The following is a 19,340-nucleotide window of genomic DNA, read 5'->3' on the forward strand; positions in this document are numbered from 1 at the left end:
CCCGCGATGGATTCGCTGATCTCCACCCTGGCCATCTGGGCCCTCCCGGTCGTGCTCGCGATCACGCTGCACGAGGCCGCGCACGGTTACGTGGCACGCCACTTCGGCGACCCCACCGCCCACCTCGCCGGGCGCATCACGCTCAACCCGCTGCGCCACATCGACCCGGTGGGCACCATCCTGGTGCCGGCGGGCATCCTCGCCCTCAGCTCGCTCGCCGGTGGCGGGGGGATCCTCTTCGGCTGGGCCAAGCCGGTGCCGGTCAACTTCTCGCGCCTGCGCAATCCCAAGTCCGACATGTTGTGGGTGGCGGCTGCAGGGCCTTTCGTCAACTTCGTCATGGCGCTCGGGTGGGCGCTGCTGTTCCGCATCGGCGCCACCAGCGAGCCGGGCGCCTACACGCTGCCGGTGCTCGAGATGGCCGACGCCGGCATCCGGATCAACGCCGTGCTGATGGCGCTCAACCTGCTGCCGATCCCGCCGCTCGACGGCGGCCGCATCGCGGTCAGCCTGCTGCCCGACCGGCTGGCCTGGCAGTACGCCCGGCTCGAGCCCTACGGCTTCCCGATCCTGCTCGTGCTGCTGTTCACCGGCGTGCTCGGCACCCTGCTGTGGCCGCTGCTCACCGGGTTCCGCTACCTGCTGTCCCTCGTCTTCGGATTCTGATTCTCCATGTACGCTGAACGTGTCCTCTCCGGCATGCGCCCCAGTGGGCGGCTCCATCTCGGCCACTACCACGGCGTGCTCAAGAACTGGGTGAAGCTGCAGGAGGAGTTCCCCTGCCTGTTCTTCGTCGCCGACTGGCATGCGCTCACCACGCACTACGACACCCCCGAGGTGATCGAGAACAGCGTCTGGGACATGCTGGTCGACTGGCTCGCCGCCGGGGTCGATCCCGCGCAGTCCACGCTCTTCATCCAGTCGCAGGTGCCCGAGCACGCCGAGCTGCACCTGCTGCTGTCGATGATGACCCCGCTCGGCTGGCTGGAGCGCGTGCCGACCTGGAAGGAGCAGCAGGAGAGGATCGAGGGTCGCGACCTGTCGACCTACGGCTTCCTCGGCTATCCGCTGCTGCAGTCGGCCGACATCCTGATCTACCGCGCGGACAAGGTGCCGGTGGGCGAGGACCAGGTGCCGCACATCGAGATCACCCGCGAGATCGCACGCCGCTTCAATCACCTCTACGGCCGCGAGCCGGGCTTCGAAGACAAGGCCAAGGACGCGGTGCGCAAGCTCGGTGCCAAGCGTGCGCGCATGTACCACGATCTGCGCACGCGCTTCCAGCAGGAGGGCGATGACGAGGCGCTCGAGCAGGCCAAGGCCCTGCTCGACGAAACCCAGAATCTCTCGCTTGGCGACCGCGAGCGCCTCTACGGCTACCTGGAAGGCAGCGGCAAGATGATCCTGGTCGAGCCCGAGGCGCTGCTTACCCCGGCGGCGCGCATGCCCGGCCTGGACGGGCAGAAGATGTCCAAGTCCTACGGCAACACCGTCAACCTGCGCGAGGACGCCGAGAGTGTCACGCGCAAGGTGCGCACCATGCAGACCGATCCCGCGCGCATGCGCCGCACCGACCCGGGCGAGCCCGAGCGCTGCCCGGTGTGGCAGCTGCACGCGATCTATTCCGGCGAAGACACCCTGGCCTGGGTGCAGCGGGGTTGCCGCAGCGCGGGCATCGGCTGCCTGGAGTGCAAGCAGCCGGTGCTGGAGGCGATCCTGAAGGAGCAGGAGGTGCTGCACGAGCGCGCCCAGCCTTATCTGGACGATCCTTCGCTGCTGCGCAGCATCATCGCCGACGGCTGCGAGCGCGCGCGCCGGCTTGCGCAGGAGACCATGCGCGACGTGCGCGAGGCGATGGGCCTGGACTACGGTTGAGCCCGCCGCACGCCGCCTTCCCGATCGCAGCCGCACCATGAACCTGCCGCTCGACCTGGTGCCGATCGACACCGGCCCGCCGCTCGATGTGCTCGCGCGCATCTACGGCGAGCCCCTGCTCGAATTGCCGAAAGACCTGTATATTCCGCCCGATGCGCTGCAGGTCTTCCTGGAAGCCTTCGAGGGGCCGCTGGACCTGCTGCTCTACCTGATCCGCAAGGCCAACCTCGACATCCTCGATGTGCCGATGGCGCCGCTCACCGCGCAGTACCTCGAGTACGTCGAGGCGATGCGGGCCACCCACCTCGAGCTCGCCGCCGAATACCTGCTGATGGCCGCGGTGCTGCTCGAGATCAAGTCGCGCATGCTGCTGCCGCGGCCGCCGCGCGCGAGTGCGGAAGAAGAGGATCCGCGCGCCGAGCTGGTGCGCCGGCTGCTCGAGTACGAACAGATGAAGCTCGCCGCGGCACGGCTCGAGGCGCTGCCGCGGGTGGAGCGCGACTTCGAGTGGGTGGGGGTGTTCGTTGCCGAGAAGGTGGTCGAGCGCCTGCCCGAGGTCAGCCTGCACGACCTTCAGCTGGCCTGGCTGCGTATCATGAAGAAGGCGCGGCTCAACCAGAGCCACCGTGTCGGCCGCGAGCAGCTCTCGGTGCGCGAGCACATGACGGCGATCCTGCGCAAGCTCGGTGACGGCGCCTTCGTGGTGTTCGACGCCTTGTTCGACGTCGAGCTCGGCCCGCCCGGCCTGGTGGTGAGCTTTCTCGCCGTGCTCGAGCTGGTGAAGGAAAAGCTGGTCGAAGTGACCCAGAACGAGGCCTTTGCGCCGATCTACGTGAAGCTGGCAGATGGCACCCGCAACGACGCCTGAGACCTGGTTGCGCATCGTCGAGGCGGCGCTGCTCTCCGCGCCGGGGGCACTGCCGGTGTCGGAGCTGCGCAAGCTCTTCGACGAGGATCCGGGGCCGGACCTGGTGCGCCGCCTGCTCGACGAGCTGCGCGCGCAGTGGTTCGAGGCCGGGCGCGGGGTCGAGCTGGTGCAGTTGGCGAGCGGCTGGCGCTTCCAGACACGGCCCGAGTATCAGGTCTACCTCGACCGCCTGAAGGAAGAAAAACCGCCGCGCTACTCGCGCGCGGTCATGGAAACGCTGGCGATCATCGCCTATCGCCAGCCCGTCACGCGCGGTGACATCGAGGACATCCGCGGCGTGGCGGTCTCGCCCAGCGTCTTGAAAACCCTCGAATCGCGCGGCTGGGTCGACATCGTCGGCCACCGCGACACGCCCGGGCGGCCGGCGCTCTTCGCCACCACCCGGCGCTTCCTCGACGAGATGGGGCTGCGCAGCCTGACCGAGCTGCCGGCGCTCACCGAACTCGAAAAAATCATGGATCTAGTCGATGTCTCGCAAACCGAACCGGCCGCTGCGCCCGCCCCTGAAGAAGAAGTCTGACGCGATCGAGATCCTCGACCGCGACCCGCGCGAATCCCGTGGCGCGCGCGACGACGACGCCCAGCCCGGCCGCAAGGACGCGCACCTCAACGCCGATCCGCGCGGCCCGCGCACGCCGCGTCCGCCGCGCGCCGGTGGCGCGCCTGCGCCGCGCCGGCCGCGCATCGAGGGCGATCCCGTCCGCCATCCCGACGCTCACCGTTCCGCGCTCGGCCAGCCCGAGGGCGGCGAGCGCCCCGTGCGTGGCCGTGGGCCGGGCGGCGGGCGCAACGCGCCCACCACGCTCAGCGAGCCCGAGCGCCTGCAGAAGGTGCTCGCCCAGGCGGGCGTCGCCTCGCGGCGCGAGATCGAGGAATGGGTGGTGGCCGGGCGCATCTCGGTCAATGGCCTGCCGGCCTCGCTCGGCCAGAAGATCGGCCCGGGCGACCGCGTCAAGGTCAATGGCAAGCTCGTGCCGCTGCGCTTCACCCAGCGCTCGCCGCGCGTGCTGATCTACCACAAGCCCGAAGGCGAGATCGTCTCGCGCGACGACCCCGAGGGCCGTCCCACCGTATTCGAGCGCCTGCCCATCCTGCGCAAGGGGCGCTGGCTGGCGGTCGGGCGCCTGGACTTCAACACCTCGGGGCTGCTGTTGTTCACCAACGACGGCGACCTCGCCAACAAGCTGATGCACCCGCGCTACGAACTCGAGCGCGAGTACGCGGTGCGCATCCTCGGCGAGCTCACCGAAGAGCAGGTGAAGTCGCTTACCGACGGCATCCAGCTCGAGGACGGCCCGGCCAAGTTCAACCTGCTGCGCGACGAGGGCGGCGAGGGTGCCAACCACTGGTACCGGGTGACGATCTCGGAGGGCCGCAACCGCGAAGTGCGGCGCATGTTCGAAGCCGTGGGCCTGACCGTGAGCCGGCTGATGCGGGTGCGCTACGGCAGCGTCGAGCTGCCCGCGCGCCTCAAGCGCGGCATGTGGATGGAGATGCCCGAGGCCGAGGCCTGCGCGCTCGCCGGCCTGCCGCCGCCGCAGCAGAGCCGTCAGCAGGATCTGCGCGACAAGCGGCCGGTGAAGCTGCACCGCACCCAGGCGCGTTGAGGCGTCCCGCAGGGACTCCGCAGTCCTCGCCGGGGGAGCGGCGCACGCGCGATCTTCGCGCGTGCGTTTGCTCGTCCCCGCGGTTTGGCTGTATACTCGTCCGGCTTTGATGGATGGATTTCCTTTGTGGCCACGAGCCACGGCAGGCGTCCGCTCCGTCATGCGGTTGTGGCCAGCGGTTTTTCGTGCAGGAACAATTGTTTGATGGGCGTTTCGCCCATTTTTTATTTGTGGCGCCCGACGTGGCGCCGAAGCGGTGGGGCAGGCAGATGCGCGCGGACGTCGAGGGATTGATCGAGCAGGTGGTGACCGGACTGGGATACGAACTCGTCGATATCGAGTTCTCGCCCAAGGGCCGCTTGCTGCGCGTCTTCCTCGACATCGAGCGCGGCATCACGGTCGACGATTGCGCCACCGTCAGCAACCAGCTGCAGCGCGTGTTCGAGGTCGAGAACGTCGATTACGACCGGCTCGAGGTGTCCTCACCCGGCCTCGACCGCCCGTTGAAGAAGCTGGCCGATTTCGAACGTTTCGCCGGCGAGCAGGCGCAGGTCCGCCTGTCGCTGCCGATCGGCAATCAACGCAATTTCGTGGGCGTGATCGAGCGGGTGCAGGACGGCGCGGTGGCGCTGCGCACCGAGAAGGGCGAGGTGCTGCTGCCCTTCGACGACATCGAGAAAGCGCGCCTGGTGCCCCAATTTTGAGACTGTGGATGTGGAGGTTTTACTGAAATGAGCCGCGAGATCCTGCTGCTTGTCGATGCCTTGGCGCGCGAGAAGAACGTCGCCAAGGACATCGTTTTTTCCGCGCTCGAAACCGCCTTGGCCTCTGCGACCAAGAAACGCATCCACGACGATGCCGACGTGGTGGTGTCGATCGACCGCGACTCCGGCGACTACACCTCGAAGCGCCGCTGGCTGGTGATGCTCGACGAGGAGGTCGCGAACGACGAGGCCGAGATGGGCATCATCGATGCCCGCGAGCTGCGCGCCGACGTGCAGATCGGTGACTACATCGAGGAAGAGCTCGAGCCGATCGACTTCGGTCGCATCGGCGCCCAGGCCGCCAAGCAGGTCATCCTGCAGAAGATCCGCGACGCCGAGCGCGAGCAGGTGCTCAACGACTTCCTCGACCGCAAGGAGTTCCTCGTCTCCGGCTCGATCAAGCGCATGGAGCGCGGCAACGCGATCATCGAGGTCGGCCGCATGGAAGCCGTGCTGCCGCGCGACCAGCAGATCCCGCGCGAGAATCTGCGCGTGGGCGATCGGGTCAAGGCCTTCCTGCTGCGCATCGACCGCGGCGCGCGCGGCCCGCAGCTGGTGCTGTCGCGCACCGCGCCCGAATTCCTCATGAAGCTCTTCGAGCTCGAGGTCCCCGAGATCGAGGACGGCCTGCTCGAGCTCAAGGCCTGCGCCCGCGACGCCGGCCTGCGCGCCAAGATCGCGGTCAAGTCCAACGACCAACGCATCGACCCGATCGGTACCTGCGTCGGCCTGCGCGGCTCGCGCGTCACCGCCGTGCGCAACGAGATCGCCGGCGAGCAGATCGACATCATCGTGTGGTCGCAGGATCCCGCCCAGTTCGTGGTCGCCGCGCTGCAGCCCGCCGAGGTCGTCTCCATCGTCGTGGACGAGGAGTCGCACGCGATGGACGTGGTGGTCGACGAGAACAACCTCGCGATCGCCATCGGCCGCAGCGGCCAGAACGTCAAGCTCGCCTCCGAGCTCACCGGGTGGACGATCAACCTGATGAGCGAGCAGGAGTCGGCCGAAAAGACCGCCCAGGAGCAGCAGGGCCTGCGCGCGCTGTTCATGGAAAAACTGGACGTCGACGAGGAAGTCGCCGACATCCTGATCGAGGAGGGTTTCTCCTCGCTCGAAGAGGTGGCCTACGTGCCGCTCTCCGAAATGCTCGAGATCGAGGCCTTCGACGAGGACACGGTCAACGAACTGCGCAATCGAGCGCGCAATGTGCTGCTGACCGAGGCCATCGTCACCGAGGAGCAGCTCGAGAAGGTTTCCGACGACTTGCTCGGCCTTGAAGGCATGGACAAGTCGCTGGCCGCCACACTGGCCCAGCAGGGCATTCGTACCCGCGACGACCTGGCCGACCTTGCGGTCGACGAGCTGGTCGAAATGGCCGGGATCGACGAAGAAAGAGCCAAGGCGCTGATTTCCGTTGCGCGCGCCCATTGGTTCGAAGAATGATGGGAGGGCAGTAATGGAACAGATGAGCGTGACCCAGTTTGCCGGCGAACTGAAAATGCCGGCCGCGGTGCTGCTCGAGCAGTTGAAGCGTGCGGGCGTGGAAAAATCCGGCCCCACCGACCTGCTCACCGAACAGGACAAGGCGAGGCTGCTGGACTACCTGCGGCGTTCGCACGGCGACACCCAGCCCAAGGGCAAGATCACCCTGACGCGCAAGCAGACCACCGAGATCCGCGCCACCGACTCCACCGGGCGTGCGCGCACGGTGCAGGTCGAGGTGCGCAAGAAGCGCACCTTCGTCAAGCGTGACGAGCTCGCCGAGCAGGCCGGGGTCGAGGCCGCGGCGGTCGAGCCGGCCGAAATCGCCGAGGCGGTCGTCGAGGCGCCCGCGCCGGTCACCGAGGCCGCTGCGCCCGCCGTCGAGCCTGCCGTCGAAGCGGTGCCGGTTGTTGCAGCCGCCGCGCCGGAGGTGGTCGAGCCGCCGGCGGCCGAGGCCGTCGAGCCCGTCGCCGAGGCCGTAGCTCCGGTCGTCGAGCCGGCCCCCGCCGTCGCGCCGCCCCCCGCCGCCCCCGCCGCCAGCGCGGCGCGACCGGCCCAGCAGGGCGGTCGCCATGGTCGTGGCGAGCGTCCGCAGCGCCAGGAGCCCGTCGCGCCCCAGCCGCAGGTCACCACCGTGCTGAGCAAGCCGCTGCCGCTCTCCGAGATCCTCAGCGAGGAGGAGGTCGCCGCGCGCAAGCGTGACGAGGATCGTCAGCGCGCGCTCAAGGAGCGCCAGGCGGCCGACCTGCGTGCCCGCCAGGAGCGCGAGGCTGCGGCCAAGGCCGCCGCCGAGGCGCGCAAGGCCGAGGAAGAAGCCCGCCTGCGTGCCGAGCAGCAGAAGAAGGAAGAGCCCGCCAAGGCGGCCGCCAAGCCGACCACCGGCACCCTGCATCGGCCCGCCAAGACCGAGGACAAGCCCGCCAGCCGGGAAGTCAAGCGTACGGCCCCCGCGGCCCCGGCGCGCGAGGCCGACGGCGCCAGCAAGCGCCGCGGCGGCATGAAGACGCGCGGCGAGGTCGGTGCCACCACCGGCAGCAACTGGCGCGGCGCCGGCAAGGGTGGCGGCCGTCACGGCCGCAACCAGCAGGACGACCGTTCGTCCTTCCAGGCCCCCACCGAGCCGATCGTGCGCGAGGTGCACGTGCCCGAGACGATCACCGTCGCCGACCTCGCCCACAAGATGGCGGTGAAGGCGACCGAGGTGATCAAGGTCCTGATGAAGATGGGCTCCATGGTCACCATCAACCAGGTGCTCGACCAGGAAACCGCGATGATCATCGTCGAGGAGATGGGGCACCTGGCGGTTGCCGCGAAGCTCGACGATCCGGATGCCTTCCTCGAGGAGAGCGAAGCGCACAAGGATGCCGACGTGCTGCCGCGTGCGCCGGTGGTCACCGTGATGGGTCACGTCGACCACGGCAAGACCTCGCTGCTCGACTACATCCGCCGCGCCAAGGTCGCCGCGGGCGAGTTCGGCGGCATCACCCAGCACATCGGCGCGTATCACGTCGAGACCGCGCGCGGCATGCTCACGTTCCTCGACACCCCGGGCCACGAGGCCTTCACGGCGATGCGTGCCCGCGGGGCGAAGGCGACCGACATCGTCATCCTGGTGGTCGCGGCCGACGACGGCGTGATGCCGCAGACGCGCGAGGCGATCCACCACGCCAAGGCGGCCGGCGTGCCGCTGGTGGTGGCGATCAACAAGATCGACAAGCCCGACGCCAACCCCGAGCGCGTGACCCAGGAGCTGATCGCCGAGTCGGTGATCCCCGAGGCCTACGGCGGCGACACCATGTTCGTGCCGGTGTCCGCCAAGAAGGGGACCGGCATCGACGAGCTGCTCGAGGCCGTGCTGCTGCAGGCCGAGGTGCTCGAGCTCACCGCGCCCAAGGACACGCCCGCCAAGGGCCTGATCATCGAGGCGCGCCTGGACAAGGGCCGTGGCCCGGTGGCCTCGCTGCTGGTCCAGTCGGGAACGCTGCGCAAGGGCGACGTGCTGCTCGCCGGCGCCACCTTCGGCCGCATCCGCGCGATGCTGGACGAAAACGGCAAGCAGATCGACGAGGCCGGTCCGTCCATCCCGGTCGAGATCCTCGGCCTGTCGGACGTGCCGTCCGCGGGTGACGAGGCGATCGCGCTGGCCGACGAGAAGAAGGCGCGCGAGATCGCGCTCTTCCGCCAGGGCAAGTTCCGCGACGTCAAGCTCGCCAAGCAGCAGGCGGCCAAGCTCGAGACGCTCATGGAGCAGATGTCCGAGGGCGAGGTCAAGAGCCTGGCGCTCATCATCAAGGCCGACGTGCAGGGTTCGCAGGAGGCGCTGGTGCAGTCGCTGCAGAAGCTCTCCACCGATGAAGTCCGCGTCAACGTCATCCACGGTGCGGTGGGCGCGATCAGCGAATCCGACGTCAACCTGGCGCAGGCCTCGGGCGCGGTCATCATCGGCTTCAATACCCGTGCCGATGCCGGCGCGCGCAAGCTGGCCGAGACCTTCGGTGTCGATATCCGCTACTACAACATCATCTACGACGCCGTCGATGAGGTGAAGGCGGCGCTGTCGGGCATGCTGGCGCCGGAGAAGCGCGAGGAAGTCACCGGCCTGGTCGAGATCCGCCAGGTGTTCACGATCTCCAAGGTCGGCTCGATCGCGGGTTGCTACGTGCTCGAGGGTGTCGTGCGCCGCAATTCGCACGTCCGCCTGCTGCGCAACCACACCGTGCTGTGGACCGGCGAGCTCGAGTCGCTCAAGCGCTTCAAGGACGACGTCAAGGAAGTCAAGTTCGGCTACGAGTGCGGCCTGCAGCTGCGCAACTACAACGACATCCAGGAAGGCGACCAGCTCGAGGTCTTCGAGATCAAGGAAGTGGCGAGGACCCTGTAAGCGATGCCCAAGGAGTATTCCCGCAGCCAGCGCGTGGTGGAGCAGATCCGCCGCGAGCTGGCCGAGCTGATCCGCCTCGAGGTGAAGGACCCGCGCGTCGGCTTCATCACCCTGACCGATGTCGAGATCACCCCCGACTACGCCCACGCCAAGGTGTTCTTCACCAACATGACGGGCGAGGCCGACGTGCCCGAGATCCTGCAGGGCTTGCGCCGCGCGAGCGGCTTCCTGCGCCGCGAGCTCGGCCGCCGCATCCGCATCCACACCATCCCGGAGCTGCACTTCCACTACGACCGTTCGGTGGAAGAGGGCTCGCGCCTGTCGCAGCTGATCGACGAGGTGGTGAAGGAAGACGAGGCCCGCCAGCACGACGAGGCTGGCGGCGGCGACAACACCGGCACGGACGATGACGCTCGCTCCCGCGGCTGAGGTCGCGGCTGAGCCGGCGCGGCCGAAGCGCAAGGGCCAGCCGCAACGCAGGATCGTCCGCCGCGAAGTCGACGGCGTGCTGTTGCTCGACAAGCCGCAGGGCATGAGCTCGAACGGTGCCTTGCAGACCGCACGGCGCTTGCTTGCGGCCGCCAAGGCCGGCCACACCGGCACGCTGGATCCGATGGCGAGCGGACTGCTGCCGCTCACCTTCGGCGAGGCCACCAAGTTCGCGCAGATGCTGCTCGACGCCGACAAGACCTACGAGGCGGTGGTGCGGCTCGGCGTGGACACCGACAGCGGCGATGCCGAGGGCAAGGTGCTCGCCACCCGTCCGGTGGCGGTGGATCGCGCCGCGCTCGAAGCCGTGCTGGAGCGCTTCCGCGGCGAGATCGAGCAGGTGCCGCCGATGTATTCGGCGCTCAAGCGCGACGGCAAGGCGCTCTACGAGTACGCGCGCGCGGGCATCGAGCTCGAGCGCGCGGCGCGCCGGGTCGTGATCCATGCGCTCGAACTGCTCGACTTCGCAGGCGAGCGCTTCACGATCCGCGTGCATTGCAGCAAGGGCACCTACATCCGCAGCCTCGCGATGGACATCGGCGCTGCGCTCGGTTGCGGTGCCCACCTGGCGGCGTTGCGGCGCACCGCGATCGGCGCCTTCGACCTGTCCGGTGCGCTCACGCTCGAAGCGCTGGAGGCGGCCGGCGAGGGCGGACGCGATGCGCTGCTCGCCCCGGTCGATGCGCTGGTGGCGGGCTTTCCGGTGCTGCAGCTCGATGCCGAGGCGGCGCGCGGCCTGCTGCAGGGTCGCACGCTCGCGCTCGCGGGCGCGCAGCCGGGCGCGAAGGTGCGCGCCTACGGGCCGGGGGGCTTCCTCGGCCTGGCGCAGTGGCAGGACGACGGACGCCTGGCGGCGCGCCGGCTGATCGCCACCGGTGGGCGGAGCGAAGATGCATCCGCATGATTTTGATTGAGTAACTGGCGCGGCTTTGGGTATAATCCGCCGCTTCTGATTGGCAGAACACACGAGTAAAGACACACATGGCTCTCGATATCGCATCCAAGTCGAAGATCGTCTCCGACTTCCAGCGCGCCCAGGGCGACACCGGCTCCCCGGAAGTCCAGATCGCGCTCCTGACCGCCCGCATCAACGGTCTCGCCCCCCACTTCAAGGAGCACGCGAAGGATCACCACTCCCGCCGCGGCCTCCTGAAGATGGTCAGCCAGCGCCGCAAGCTGCTGGACTACCTGAAGGGTCGCAACGCCGACAGCTACCGCAATCTGATCGAGCGTCTGGGCCTGCGCAAGTAATTGCTGTCCGTGACGAGTCCGACAGCGCCGATCAGGGCGAAGTAAGCCAGCAAAGCCGGTGCGTGCCCCTGCGGCCGCGCCGGCTTTTTGCCGTTCTCCCGCCGCGTTCGCGCGCCCGCCCGAGACCGTCCCTCCGCGGTGCCTGGCCGTCCGCTCGGACGGCCCGCCGCAAGCAGTTGTCGTTTGCTGCATCCACCGAAAGAACAAGGAATACCAACTTGCCTACCGCAATCAAGAAAACCTTCGCCTACGGCGCCCACACCGTGACCCTGGAAACCGGCGAAGTCGCCCGCCAGGCTGGCGGCGCCGTCATCGTGAACATGGACGAGACCGTGGTGCTGGCCACCGTGGTCGGCGCCAAGGAAGCCCGCCCGGGCCAGGACTTCTTCCCGCTCACCGTCGACTACGTCGAGAAGTTCTATGCCGCGGGCCGTATCCCCGGCGGCTTCTTCAAGCGTGAAGGCCGCCCGAGCGAGAAGGAGATCCTCACCTCGCGCCTGATCGACCGTCCGATCCGCCCGCTCTTCCCCGACGGCTTCATGAATGAAGTCCAGGTCATCGTCACCGTGCTGTCGCTGAACCCCGAGATCGACTCCGACATCCCGGCGATGATCGGTGCCTCGGCCGCGCTGGCGATCTCCGGCCTGCCCTTCAACGGCCCGGTCGGCGCCGCGCGCGTCGGCTACCTCGATGGCAAGTACATCCTCAACCCGACCGCCACCGAGCTGCAGTCGAGCGCGATGAACCTCGTCGTCGCCGGCACCCAGACCGCCGTGCTGATGGTCGAGTCCGAAGCCCAGGAGCTGCCCGAGGATGTCATGCTCGGCGCCGTGGTGTTCGGCCACGAGCAGATGCAGACCGCCATCAAGGCCATCAACGATCTCGTCGAGGTTGCCGGCAAGCCCGAATGGGACTGGCAGGCGCCGCCCGCCAATGCGGCGCTGATCGCCAAGGTCACCGAGCTCGCCAAGGCCGAGATGGAAGAGGCCTTCCGCATCACCAGCAAGCAGGAGCGCTCGGCCCGCCTGTCCGAGATCCGCAAGCGCGTGATCGGCCAGCTCACCGAAGGCGTGGAGAACGCGCCCTCGGTCAATGAACTGAAGGACCTCTTCTTCAACCTCGAGTCGGGCATCGTCCGCAGCCGCATCCTCAACGGCGAGCCGCGCATCGACGGCCGCGACACCCGCACCGTGCGTCCGATCGAGATCCGCACCGGCGTGCTGCCGCGCACCCACGGCTCGGCGCTGTTCACCCGCGGCGAGACGCAGGCCCTGGTGGTCGCCACCCTGGGCACCGGCCGCGACGAGCAGATCATCGACGCCATCGCCGGCGAGTACAAGGAGCGCTTCCTGCTCCACTACAACTTCCCGCCCTTCTGCACCGGCGAGACCGGCCGCTTCGGCATCACCAAGCGCCGCGAGGTCGGCCACGGCCGCCTGGCCAAGCGCTCGCTTGTCGCCATGCTGCCCAAGCCGGAAGAGTTCTCCTACACCGTGCGCGTGGTCTCCGAGATCACCGAATCCAACGGCTCCTCGTCGATGGCCTCGGTGTGCGGCGGCTCGCTCGCCATGATGGACGCCGGCGTGCCGCTGAAGAACCACGTCGCCGGCATCGCCATGGGTCTGATCAAGGACGGCAACCGCTTCGCGGTACTGACCGACATCCTGGGCGACGAGGACCACCTCGGCGACATGGACTTCAAGGTCGCCGGTACCGAGAACGGCATCACCGGCCTGCAGATGGACATCAAGATCCAGGGCATCACCAAGGAGATCATGCACGCCGCGCTGGAGCAGGCCAAGGAAGGCCGCCTGCACATCCTCGGCCTCATGCAGCAGGCCCTGGGCACCAGCCGCGGCCAGGTGTCCGAGTACGCTCCGCGCATGATCAACATGAAGATCAATCCCGAGAAGATCCGCGACGTGATCGGCAAGGGCGGCGCGGTGATCCGCGCGCTGCAGGAAGAGACCGGCACCGTGATCGAGATCGAGGACGACGGTTCGGTCAAGATCTCGTCGGTCAGCGCCGAGGGCGCCCAGGCGGCGAAGGCCAGGATCGAGGCGATCACCGCCGAGGTCGAGGTCGGCAAGGTCTACGAAGGTCCGGTCGTGCGTCTGCTCGACTTCGGCGCCATCGTGAACATCATGCCGGGCCGCGACGGCCTGCTGCACGTGTCGCAGATCGCCAACGAGCGCGTGAATAACGTCTCGGACTACGTCAAGGAAGGCCAGGTCGTGCGCGTGAAGGTCCTCGAGACCGACGAGCGCGGCAAGATCCGCCTGAGCATGAAGGCGCTGCTGAACGAAAACGCCGGCTGATGGCGGATGGCGGGCTGCGGCCCGCCACGCGCTGCAGCACGGCGTGCGGACAACAAAAAAGGACGCCCCAGGCGTCCTTTTTTGTTGTCCGTCCCGGTCGCGACCGGGAGCGGCGGATTACTTCGCGACCTGGCGCTCGCGCATCTCTTCCAGCGTCTTGCAGTCGATGCACAAGGTCGCGGTCGGGCGCGCCTCGAGGCGCTTGAGGCCGATCTCGACGCCGCAGCTGTCGCAGTAGCCGTATTCGCCGGCCTCGATGCGACCGATCGTCTCGTCGATCTTCTTGATCAGCTTGCGCTCGCGGTCGCGGTTGCGCAGCTCGAGCGCGATGTCGGACTCCTGGCTGGCGCGGTCGTTGGGGTCGGCGAACACGGTCGCCTCGTCCTGCATCGTGTGCACCGTGCGCTCGATGTCATCCACCAGCTCGCCCTTGAGCGAATCGAGGATCGCGCGGAAGTGGGCCAGCTGCTTCTCGCTCATGTATTCCTCGCCGGCAGCGGGAACGTAGGGCGGGAATTGCTTGTGCAGGGTATCTTCAGCCATGGATCGACTTCCGTAGAGGGTGTTGATTGGTGAGGTCCGACTTAATAACAGAATCAACCCGGTGCAGCAAGCATACCCCGGATCGCCCTGGCGTGCCCCGTGTCGGACCGCGCGTTCCCGGCTGCGAGTGCGCGGCTGCCGCGCTGCGGAGCCGCGGCGGAGGCGCCGCCAGGGCCCCGGACGGTCGCGGTGCTCAGGGGCTGGCGGCGGGTTTGCCGCCGTACTGCAGCAGCAGGTCGCAGCTCCTGCCGCCGGAAAACCAGCGCGCCACCACGCGTACGTCGCCGGCGAAGGCGAAGACGAACTCGTGCGAGACCGGGCGTTCGCGCACCGACCAGGTGGGCGCCGCGCCGAGCCGGGGGGTGAGGCTGGCCGCGTAGGCGGCGCCGTGCGCACGGCAGGCCTCGGCATCGGCCAGCGTGACCGCGCCGGCGCCCTGCGCGGGGATGGCGAGGATCTCCTCGATCCTGGCGTCGGCGCCGGCCATCGCCATCACCGACAGCGACTCGCCGGCCACACGCAGCACCACGCCGATCTGGTCGCGTTCGTCGCAGCCCGGGCCGATCCGTGCGGCGGCAGGATCGAAGCGCCGGGTGGCGCGGGCGGCGTCGGCAAGCGGAACGCCGAGCAACATCGGACCGATGCCGCGGGGGGTGAGCGCCGCCTCTTCGGTGGGTGGCGCACAGCCCGCGGCGGCGAGCGTCAGGACGAGCGCCGACGCCATTGCGAGGGCGGCGGGCGGGTGGGCGCGCGACCCGGCTTCGCAACGGCTGAGGCGATCTGATCCGCTCACTGCGCCCGGATCACACCGCAGAAGAAGCGCCCGCCGGCGCCGCCGATCGGCTGACTGGCGTGGTCGTCGCGGTTCTCGTGGATCACCAGCGCGGCGCCGTCGGCGTCGAGGATGGCGGCGCGTCCGCCCGCGCCCGAGAGGCTGGCGAGGGCGGTGAAGAACTCCGCCTCGACGCCGCCGTCGGCATGCACGAAGAGGTTGGGCAGGTCGCCGGCGTCGGGGCCATCCGGGTTCATCAGCCCGTGCGGCCTTGCCGCCGGGTTCAGGTGGCCCTTCGAGGCGACGAAGCCCTGCGTGCCGTCCTCGCAGGTGCCCACCGAATGGATGTGGATCGCCTTCGGCCCGGGCGGCAGTCCCTTGGCGACCACGTGGACCAACACGCCGTGGGGCCCCTCGACCAGGGTCGCGGTGCCCACCTCGGCGCCCTGGCGATCGAGCAAACGGGCGCTCGCACGCTCGGCGGCGAGGGCGGGCAGGGCGAGCGTGGTGGCAAGGAGTGCGGCGGCGAGGGCGGCGGGTTTGATCATGGCTGTTCTCCTGTTGGAATGCGTCCAGAGTCTCAAGCATAGGACAAACCGGCAGGCATGCACGCCCCAAGGCGGGCCGCGGCGGTACATCCGGTGGCACGCACCGCGGCGAGGGCTTAACATCGGCGGCTCATCAGAAACGGAGATTTCCATGGCTTCCTCCCCCGACAGCATCAGCATGGCGCTGTTCTGCGACTTCGAGAACGTGGCGCTGGGCGTGCGGGACGCGAAGTACGAGAAGTTCGACATCAAGCGGGTGCTCGAGCGCCTGCTGCTCAAGGGCAGCATCGTGGTCAAGAAGGCCTATTGCGACTGGGACCGCTACAAGAGCTTCAAGGCGGCGATGCACGAGGCCAACTTCGAGCTCATCGAGATCCCCCACGTGCGCCAGTCCGGCAAGAATTCGGCCGACATCCGGCTCGTGGTCGACGCGCTCGACCTGTGCTACACCAAGTCGCATGTCGACACCTTCGTGATCATCAGCGGCGACTCGGACTTCTCGCCGCTGGTGTCCAAGCTGCGCGAGAACGCCAAGCAGGTGATTGGCGTCGGGGTCAAGCAGTCCACCTCCGACCTGCTGATCGCCAACTGCGACGAGTTCATCTTCTACGACGACCTCGTGCGCGACAGCCAGCGCGCCGCAGCCAAGCGCGAGGCGCGCGACAACCCGCCCGCCAGCCGCAAGCAGCCCGAGGAGGACAAGGCCCGCCGCGAGGAGCTCGAGTCGCGCCGCAGCAAGGCGATCGACATTGCCGTCGAGACCTTCGACGCGCTGCTCGCCGAACGCGGCGAGAGCGGCAAGATCTGGTCCTCGATGCTCAAGGAGGCGATCAAGCGCCGCAAGCCCGATTTCAACGAGAGCTACTTCGGCTTCCGCGCCTTCGGCAACCTGCTCGAGGAAGCGCAGGCGCGCGGCCTGCTGGAACTCGGCCGCGACGAGAAGTCGGGCATCTTCGTCACCCGCCCCGGCCCGGGGCTGGCCGCACCCCGCATGCGCGAGGAGTTCACCATGGCGGGCGAGTCCCTGGTGGTGGAGCGTGCCGCCCCGCGCACCGAGCCGACCGTGGGCGTCGCCGAGGCGGAGCCCGGCGCGGAGTACGCCAGCTCGCCTGCCGGCGCGGGCGGGGAGACTTCCGCCAACGCTTCGGAGCCGCGGCGCGGTCGCGGTCGCGGTCGTGGCCGCGCGGCACGAGCGCTGGAGGAGCCCGCGGCTGAAGGGGCGGCGGTCGAGGCGCATGTCGCCGCCACGGTGGAGGAGGGCGAGACCGCCATCGAAAGCGCGCCGGCAGCGCCTTTCTTGCCGGCGGAGACGGTGGTAGAGGCGACCTCCGAGGGCGCCGGGCACGCCGAGGACGCCGCGGTGGCGGTCGAGCCTCGCGCAGCCGAGGCCGAGCCCGAGTCCGCGCAGCCGAAGCGCTCGTCCGCGACGCGCAGGCGGCGTGGCGGCAAGGCCGAGGCGCCCGTCCTGCCGGCCGCCGCTGCGGCCACCGTCGCCGGCGCGGACCATCCGCCTGCTCCTGCCGCGGCGAACGAAGCCCACGACGCCGTGGCCGGCGCGGTGCAGGAGGAAAAGCCGAAGGGCAAAGGCAAGGGGAAGGACAAGCAGAAGCCGAAGGAGAAACCCTCCGAGGCCGCAAAGCCGTCTTCGCGGCGTGGTCGCGGTGGGCGCGCTGCGGGTGCCAAGGCCGCTGCGGAAGGGGCGGGCGGGACGGCGACCGCGGCGGGCCCGTCGGCGAGCGCCGCGCCCCTGACGAGCGCCGCGCCCGCCGCGAGCACGCCCGCGGCGGAGAACCCCGCCCCGCGTCCGCGCCGCGCGCGCAAGCCGAAGGCCGCGTCGGCCGAATGAGCGTGCCCTGGCCGTATCCGTTCTGGATCGCCCATCGCGGCGCCGGCAAGCTGGCGCCGGAGAACACGCTCGCCGCGTTCGCGCTCGGCCATGCGCACGGCTACCGCATGTTCGAGTGCGATGCCCGCCTGAGCGCGGACGGCGAGGTCTTCCTGCTCCACGACGACCGCCTCGAGCGCACCACCGACGGCCGTGGCGAGGCGGTGGAGCAGCCCTGGGGCGCACTCGCGCGCCTCGACGCGGGCGCCTGGCACGGCCCCCGCCACGCCGGCGAGCGCCTGCCCACGCTCGCGCAGGTGCTGGCCTTCTGCGGCGAGCGCGGCTGCCTGCTGAACATCGAGATCAAGCCCGCACCCGGCGACGAGATCCGCACCGGACGCCGGGTGGCCGAGGTCCTGGCCGCGGCGTCCGTCGTCCCGCCGCCGCTGCTGAGCTCCTTTTCTCCCACCGCGCTCGCCGCTGCGGCCGCGGTGGCGCCGGCCACGCCGCACGGGCTGTTGCTCGAGACCTTCCGTGCCGGCTGGCTCGACGAAGCGCGTGCGCTCGGCTGCGTCGCGGTGATCGCGGAGTGCGCGGCGTGGACGCCGGAGACCGCGGCGCAGGCCGCCGCGGCCGGCCTGCGCCGCCTGGCCTACACCGTGAACGATGACGCCGAGGCGGAACGCCTGCGCGCGCTCGGCCTCGACGGGCTGATCACCGACCGCGTCGACCACTTCGTCCCCTGAGCGGTCCGGCGCGGGAGCGGAACTCGCGTGCGCGCGCGGGCTCTACTTGACGTTTCTTCTCCCGAGTCCACGATCATGTCCTCTTCCTCCTGGCTGCGCGCGTGCGCGCTCACGAGCGGTCTCCTGTGCACGCTGCCGACGCTGGCGAACCCGGCGCAGAGCCAGGCCCCGTCCGCCGCGCCCGCCTGCCTCGCGCCCGCGAGCTGGGCGCGCACCGACGGGGTGACGCCGCAGGTGGTGGACGCGGGCGGGCTGCTGACCGCGATGGCCGGGCGTGCGGTCGTGCTGCTCGGCGAGCAGCACGACGACATGGACCACCACCGCTGGCAGCTGCAGACCCTCTCCACGCTGCATGCGCTGCGCCCACGGATGGTGATCGGTTTCGAGATGTTCCCGCGCCGGGCGCAGCCGGTGCTCGACCGCTGGGTGGCGGGCGAGCTGACCGAGGCGGAGTTCCTGCAGCAGTCGGAATGGGGCAAGGTGTGGAGCATGCCGGCGGAGCTCTACCTGCCGCTCTTCCACTTCGCGCGCATGAACCGTATCCCGATGCTCGCGCTCAACATCGACGCGGAGCTCACCCGGCGGATCGCCGACAAGGGCTGGGACGGCGTGCCCGAGGGCGAGCGCGAGGGCGTCGGTCGGCCGGCCGCGGCGGTGTCGGCTTACGAGGACTTCCTCTTCGAGATCCACAGCCAGCACGCCCAGATGCGCCAGCACGGCAAGGACCAGGGCAAGCCGGCGCGCGGCGATGCCGCTTTCCGCAACTTCGTGGATTCCCAGCTCGCCTGGGACCGTGCGATGGCCGAAGCCTTGCTCGCCGGCCGCGCGCGCCACGCCGCCGCGGACGGCAGCCTGCCGTTCGCAGTGGGCATCATGGGGAGCGGGCATGTGCGCCACGGCCACGGCGTGGCCCATCAGCTCGCCGCGCTCGGCGAGCCGAGCATCGGCCAGCTGATGCCGGTCGAGGCGGCGACGCCTTGCGTGGAACTCCCCGCCGGCCTCGCCGACGCGGTGTTCGCCGTACCGGCGCTGCGCCAGCCGCCGCCTCCGCCGCCGCGGCTCGGGGTGGGGCTCGACGACACCGACGGCGGCATCCGCATCGCCGAGCTCACGCCGGGCAGCCTCGCCGAGCGCAGCGGCCTGCGCCGCGGCGACCTGATCACCGAGGCGGCGGGTGCGCCGGTGCGGCGCTCCGCGCAGCTGATCGGCCTGATCCGCCGCCAGCCGGCGGGCACCTGGTTGCCGCTGCAGGTGATGCGCGAGGGCAAGGCGGTCGAGGTGGTGGTGCGCTTCCCGCGCGAGGCGCGCTGA

Annotated in this window: 18 protein-coding genes; 15 read left to right on the plus strand and 3 right to left on the minus strand. The window is 69.5% G+C overall.

Annotation, left to right across the window (positions count from 1 at the left end; translation table 11 throughout):
- The first annotated feature begins 6 nt into the window (after positions 1 to 6).
- The 12 genes from TMZ1T_RS08330 to pnp all read left to right on the plus strand — a co-directional run bounded on the left by TMZ1T_RS08330 (position 7) and on the right by pnp (position 13,595).
- Entirely contained in the window at positions 7 to 666 is a 660-nt protein-coding gene (locus tag TMZ1T_RS08330) for a site-2 protease family protein (protein WP_004324031.1), read from the plus strand.
- A 6-nt stretch (positions 667 to 672) separates the two neighbouring features.
- Positions 673 to 1,875, plus strand: a complete 1,203-nt coding sequence (locus TMZ1T_RS08335; protein WP_004324029.1) for a tryptophan--tRNA ligase — start codon at positions 673 to 675, stop codon at positions 1,873 to 1,875.
- A 37-nt stretch (positions 1,876 to 1,912) separates the two neighbouring features.
- Entirely contained in the window at positions 1,913 to 2,743 is an 831-nt protein-coding gene (locus TMZ1T_RS08340) for a segregation and condensation protein A (RefSeq protein WP_004324027.1), read from the plus strand.
- Complete coding sequence (gene scpB, locus TMZ1T_RS08345; RefSeq protein WP_012585146.1) at positions 2,721 to 3,323, plus strand: SMC-Scp complex subunit ScpB; 603 nt, start codon at positions 2,721 to 2,723, stop codon at positions 3,321 to 3,323. The genes TMZ1T_RS08340 and scpB overlap by 23 nt, the downstream gene beginning before the upstream one ends.
- Entirely contained in the window at positions 3,271 to 4,410 is a 1,140-nt protein-coding gene (rluB, locus tag TMZ1T_RS08350; RefSeq protein ID WP_012585147.1) for a 23S rRNA pseudouridine(2605) synthase RluB, read from the plus strand. The genes scpB and rluB overlap by 53 nt, the downstream gene beginning before the upstream one ends.
- Positions 4,411 to 4,679: 269 nt before the next feature.
- Positions 4,680 to 5,114: a ribosome maturation factor RimP gene (gene rimP / locus TMZ1T_RS08355; RefSeq protein ID WP_004327035.1), complete on the plus strand. Its 435-nt coding sequence runs from the start codon at positions 4,680 to 4,682 to the stop codon at positions 5,112 to 5,114.
- 27 nt (positions 5,115 to 5,141) lie between these two features.
- Positions 5,142 to 6,617 carry a transcription termination factor NusA gene (gene nusA, locus TMZ1T_RS08360; RefSeq protein WP_004327033.1) on the plus strand — a complete coding sequence of 492 codons (1,476 nt, stop codon included), beginning with the start codon at positions 5,142 to 5,144 and terminating at the stop codon, positions 6,615 to 6,617.
- Positions 6,618 to 6,630: 13 nt separating this feature from the next.
- Positions 6,631 to 9,537 (plus strand): translation initiation factor IF-2, encoded by a 2,907-nt coding sequence (infB, locus tag TMZ1T_RS08365; protein WP_012585148.1) that lies wholly within the window; start codon positions 6,631 to 6,633, stop codon positions 9,535 to 9,537.
- A gap of 3 nt (positions 9,538 to 9,540) precedes the next feature.
- The gene (gene rbfA / locus TMZ1T_RS08370) at positions 9,541 to 9,966 is read left to right on the plus strand and encodes a 30S ribosome-binding factor RbfA (protein WP_004322627.1); all 426 of its coding nucleotides are present in this window, start codon (positions 9,541 to 9,543) and stop codon (positions 9,964 to 9,966) included.
- On the plus strand, positions 9,944 to 10,930 hold the full coding sequence (gene truB, locus TMZ1T_RS08375) for a tRNA pseudouridine(55) synthase TruB (RefSeq protein ID WP_012585149.1): 987 nt from the start codon (positions 9,944 to 9,946) through the stop codon (positions 10,928 to 10,930). The genes rbfA and truB overlap by 23 nt, the downstream gene beginning before the upstream one ends.
- Positions 10,931 to 11,007: 77 nt before the next feature.
- Positions 11,008 to 11,277 (plus strand): 30S ribosomal protein S15, encoded by a 270-nt coding sequence (gene rpsO, locus TMZ1T_RS08380; RefSeq protein WP_004322624.1) that lies wholly within the window; start codon positions 11,008 to 11,010, stop codon positions 11,275 to 11,277.
- Between the two features lie 218 nt (positions 11,278 to 11,495).
- The gene (gene pnp / locus TMZ1T_RS08385) at positions 11,496 to 13,595 is read left to right on the plus strand and encodes a polyribonucleotide nucleotidyltransferase (protein ID WP_004322622.1); all 2,100 of its coding nucleotides are present in this window, start codon (positions 11,496 to 11,498) and stop codon (positions 13,593 to 13,595) included.
- Between the two features lie 117 nt (positions 13,596 to 13,712).
- Here the strand turns inward: pnp and dksA are convergent, their stop codons facing one another.
- From dksA to TMZ1T_RS08400, 3 genes are all read right to left on the minus strand, one after another.
- Entirely contained in the window at positions 13,713 to 14,138 is a 426-nt protein-coding gene (gene dksA, locus TMZ1T_RS08390) for an RNA polymerase-binding protein DksA (RefSeq protein ID WP_004322620.1), read from the minus strand.
- A 193-nt stretch (positions 14,139 to 14,331) separates the two neighbouring features.
- Positions 14,332 to 14,862 (minus strand): hypothetical protein, encoded by a 531-nt coding sequence (locus TMZ1T_RS08395; RefSeq protein WP_012585150.1) that lies wholly within the window; start codon positions 14,860 to 14,862, stop codon positions 14,332 to 14,334.
- Between the two features lie 65 nt (positions 14,863 to 14,927).
- On the minus strand, positions 14,928 to 15,458 hold the full coding sequence (locus TMZ1T_RS08400; RefSeq protein ID WP_004322617.1) for a superoxide dismutase family protein: 531 nt from the start codon (positions 15,456 to 15,458) through the stop codon (positions 14,928 to 14,930).
- 151 nt (positions 15,459 to 15,609) lie between these two features.
- On the opposite strand from TMZ1T_RS08400, the gene TMZ1T_RS08405 reads away from it, so the two are divergent.
- From TMZ1T_RS08405 to TMZ1T_RS08415, 3 genes are all read left to right on the plus strand, one after another.
- Entirely contained in the window at positions 15,610 to 17,304 is a 1,695-nt protein-coding gene (locus tag TMZ1T_RS08405; RefSeq protein WP_012585151.1) for an NYN domain-containing protein, read from the plus strand.
- Positions 17,301 to 18,029, plus strand: coding sequence for a glycerophosphodiester phosphodiesterase (gene ugpQ / locus TMZ1T_RS08410; RefSeq protein WP_012585152.1), 729 nt, complete (start codon positions 17,301 to 17,303; stop codon positions 18,027 to 18,029). The genes TMZ1T_RS08405 and ugpQ overlap by 4 nt, the downstream gene beginning before the upstream one ends.
- A 75-nt stretch (positions 18,030 to 18,104) precedes the next feature.
- Positions 18,105 to 19,340, plus strand: a complete 1,236-nt coding sequence (locus TMZ1T_RS08415) for a ChaN family lipoprotein (protein WP_004325847.1) — start codon at positions 18,105 to 18,107, stop codon at positions 19,338 to 19,340.

The organism is Thauera aminoaromatica, from assembly GCF_000021765.1.
In the GTDB taxonomy this organism is placed as follows: Bacteria; Pseudomonadota; Gammaproteobacteria; order Burkholderiales; family Rhodocyclaceae; genus Thauera; species Thauera aminoaromatica.

Bases quoted from the DNA above. Each gene is read 5' to 3' on its own strand.
- rpsO (WP_004322624.1), top strand. From the start codon at position 11,008: ATGGCTCTCGATATCGCATCCAAGTCGAAGATCGTCTCCGACTTCCAG.
- rimP (WP_004327035.1), top strand. From the start codon at position 4,680: ATGCGCGCGGACGTCGAGGGATTGATCGAGCAGGTGGTGACCGGACTG.
- TMZ1T_RS08340 (WP_004324027.1), top strand. From the start codon at position 1,913: ATGAACCTGCCGCTCGACCTGGTGCCGATCGACACCGGCCCGCCGCTC.
- TMZ1T_RS08395 (WP_012585150.1), bottom strand. From the start codon at position 14,862: ATGGCGTCGGCGCTCGTCCTGACGCTCGCCGCCGCGGGCTGTGCGCCA.
- nusA (WP_004327033.1), top strand. From the start codon at position 5,142: ATGAGCCGCGAGATCCTGCTGCTTGTCGATGCCTTGGCGCGCGAGAAG.
- infB (WP_012585148.1), top strand. From the start codon at position 6,631: ATGGAACAGATGAGCGTGACCCAGTTTGCCGGCGAACTGAAAATGCCG.
- TMZ1T_RS08415 (WP_004325847.1), top strand. From the start codon at position 18,105: ATGTCCTCTTCCTCCTGGCTGCGCGCGTGCGCGCTCACGAGCGGTCTC.
- scpB (WP_012585146.1), top strand. From the start codon at position 2,721: ATGGCACCCGCAACGACGCCTGAGACCTGGTTGCGCATCGTCGAGGCG.
- TMZ1T_RS08405 (WP_012585151.1), top strand. From the start codon at position 15,610: ATGGCTTCCTCCCCCGACAGCATCAGCATGGCGCTGTTCTGCGACTTC.
- TMZ1T_RS08330 (WP_004324031.1), top strand. From the start codon at position 7: ATGGATTCGCTGATCTCCACCCTGGCCATCTGGGCCCTCCCGGTCGTG.
- TMZ1T_RS08400 (WP_004322617.1), bottom strand. From the start codon at position 15,458: ATGATCAAACCCGCCGCCCTCGCCGCCGCACTCCTTGCCACCACGCTC.
- TMZ1T_RS08335 (WP_004324029.1), top strand. From the start codon at position 673: ATGTACGCTGAACGTGTCCTCTCCGGCATGCGCCCCAGTGGGCGGCTC.
- truB (WP_012585149.1), top strand. From the start codon at position 9,944: ATGACGCTCGCTCCCGCGGCTGAGGTCGCGGCTGAGCCGGCGCGGCCG.
- rbfA (WP_004322627.1), top strand. From the start codon at position 9,541: ATGCCCAAGGAGTATTCCCGCAGCCAGCGCGTGGTGGAGCAGATCCGC.
- rluB (WP_012585147.1), top strand. From the start codon at position 3,271: ATGTCTCGCAAACCGAACCGGCCGCTGCGCCCGCCCCTGAAGAAGAAG.
- dksA (WP_004322620.1), bottom strand. From the start codon at position 14,138: ATGGCTGAAGATACCCTGCACAAGCAATTCCCGCCCTACGTTCCCGCT.
- ugpQ (WP_012585152.1), top strand. From the start codon at position 17,301: ATGAGCGTGCCCTGGCCGTATCCGTTCTGGATCGCCCATCGCGGCGCC.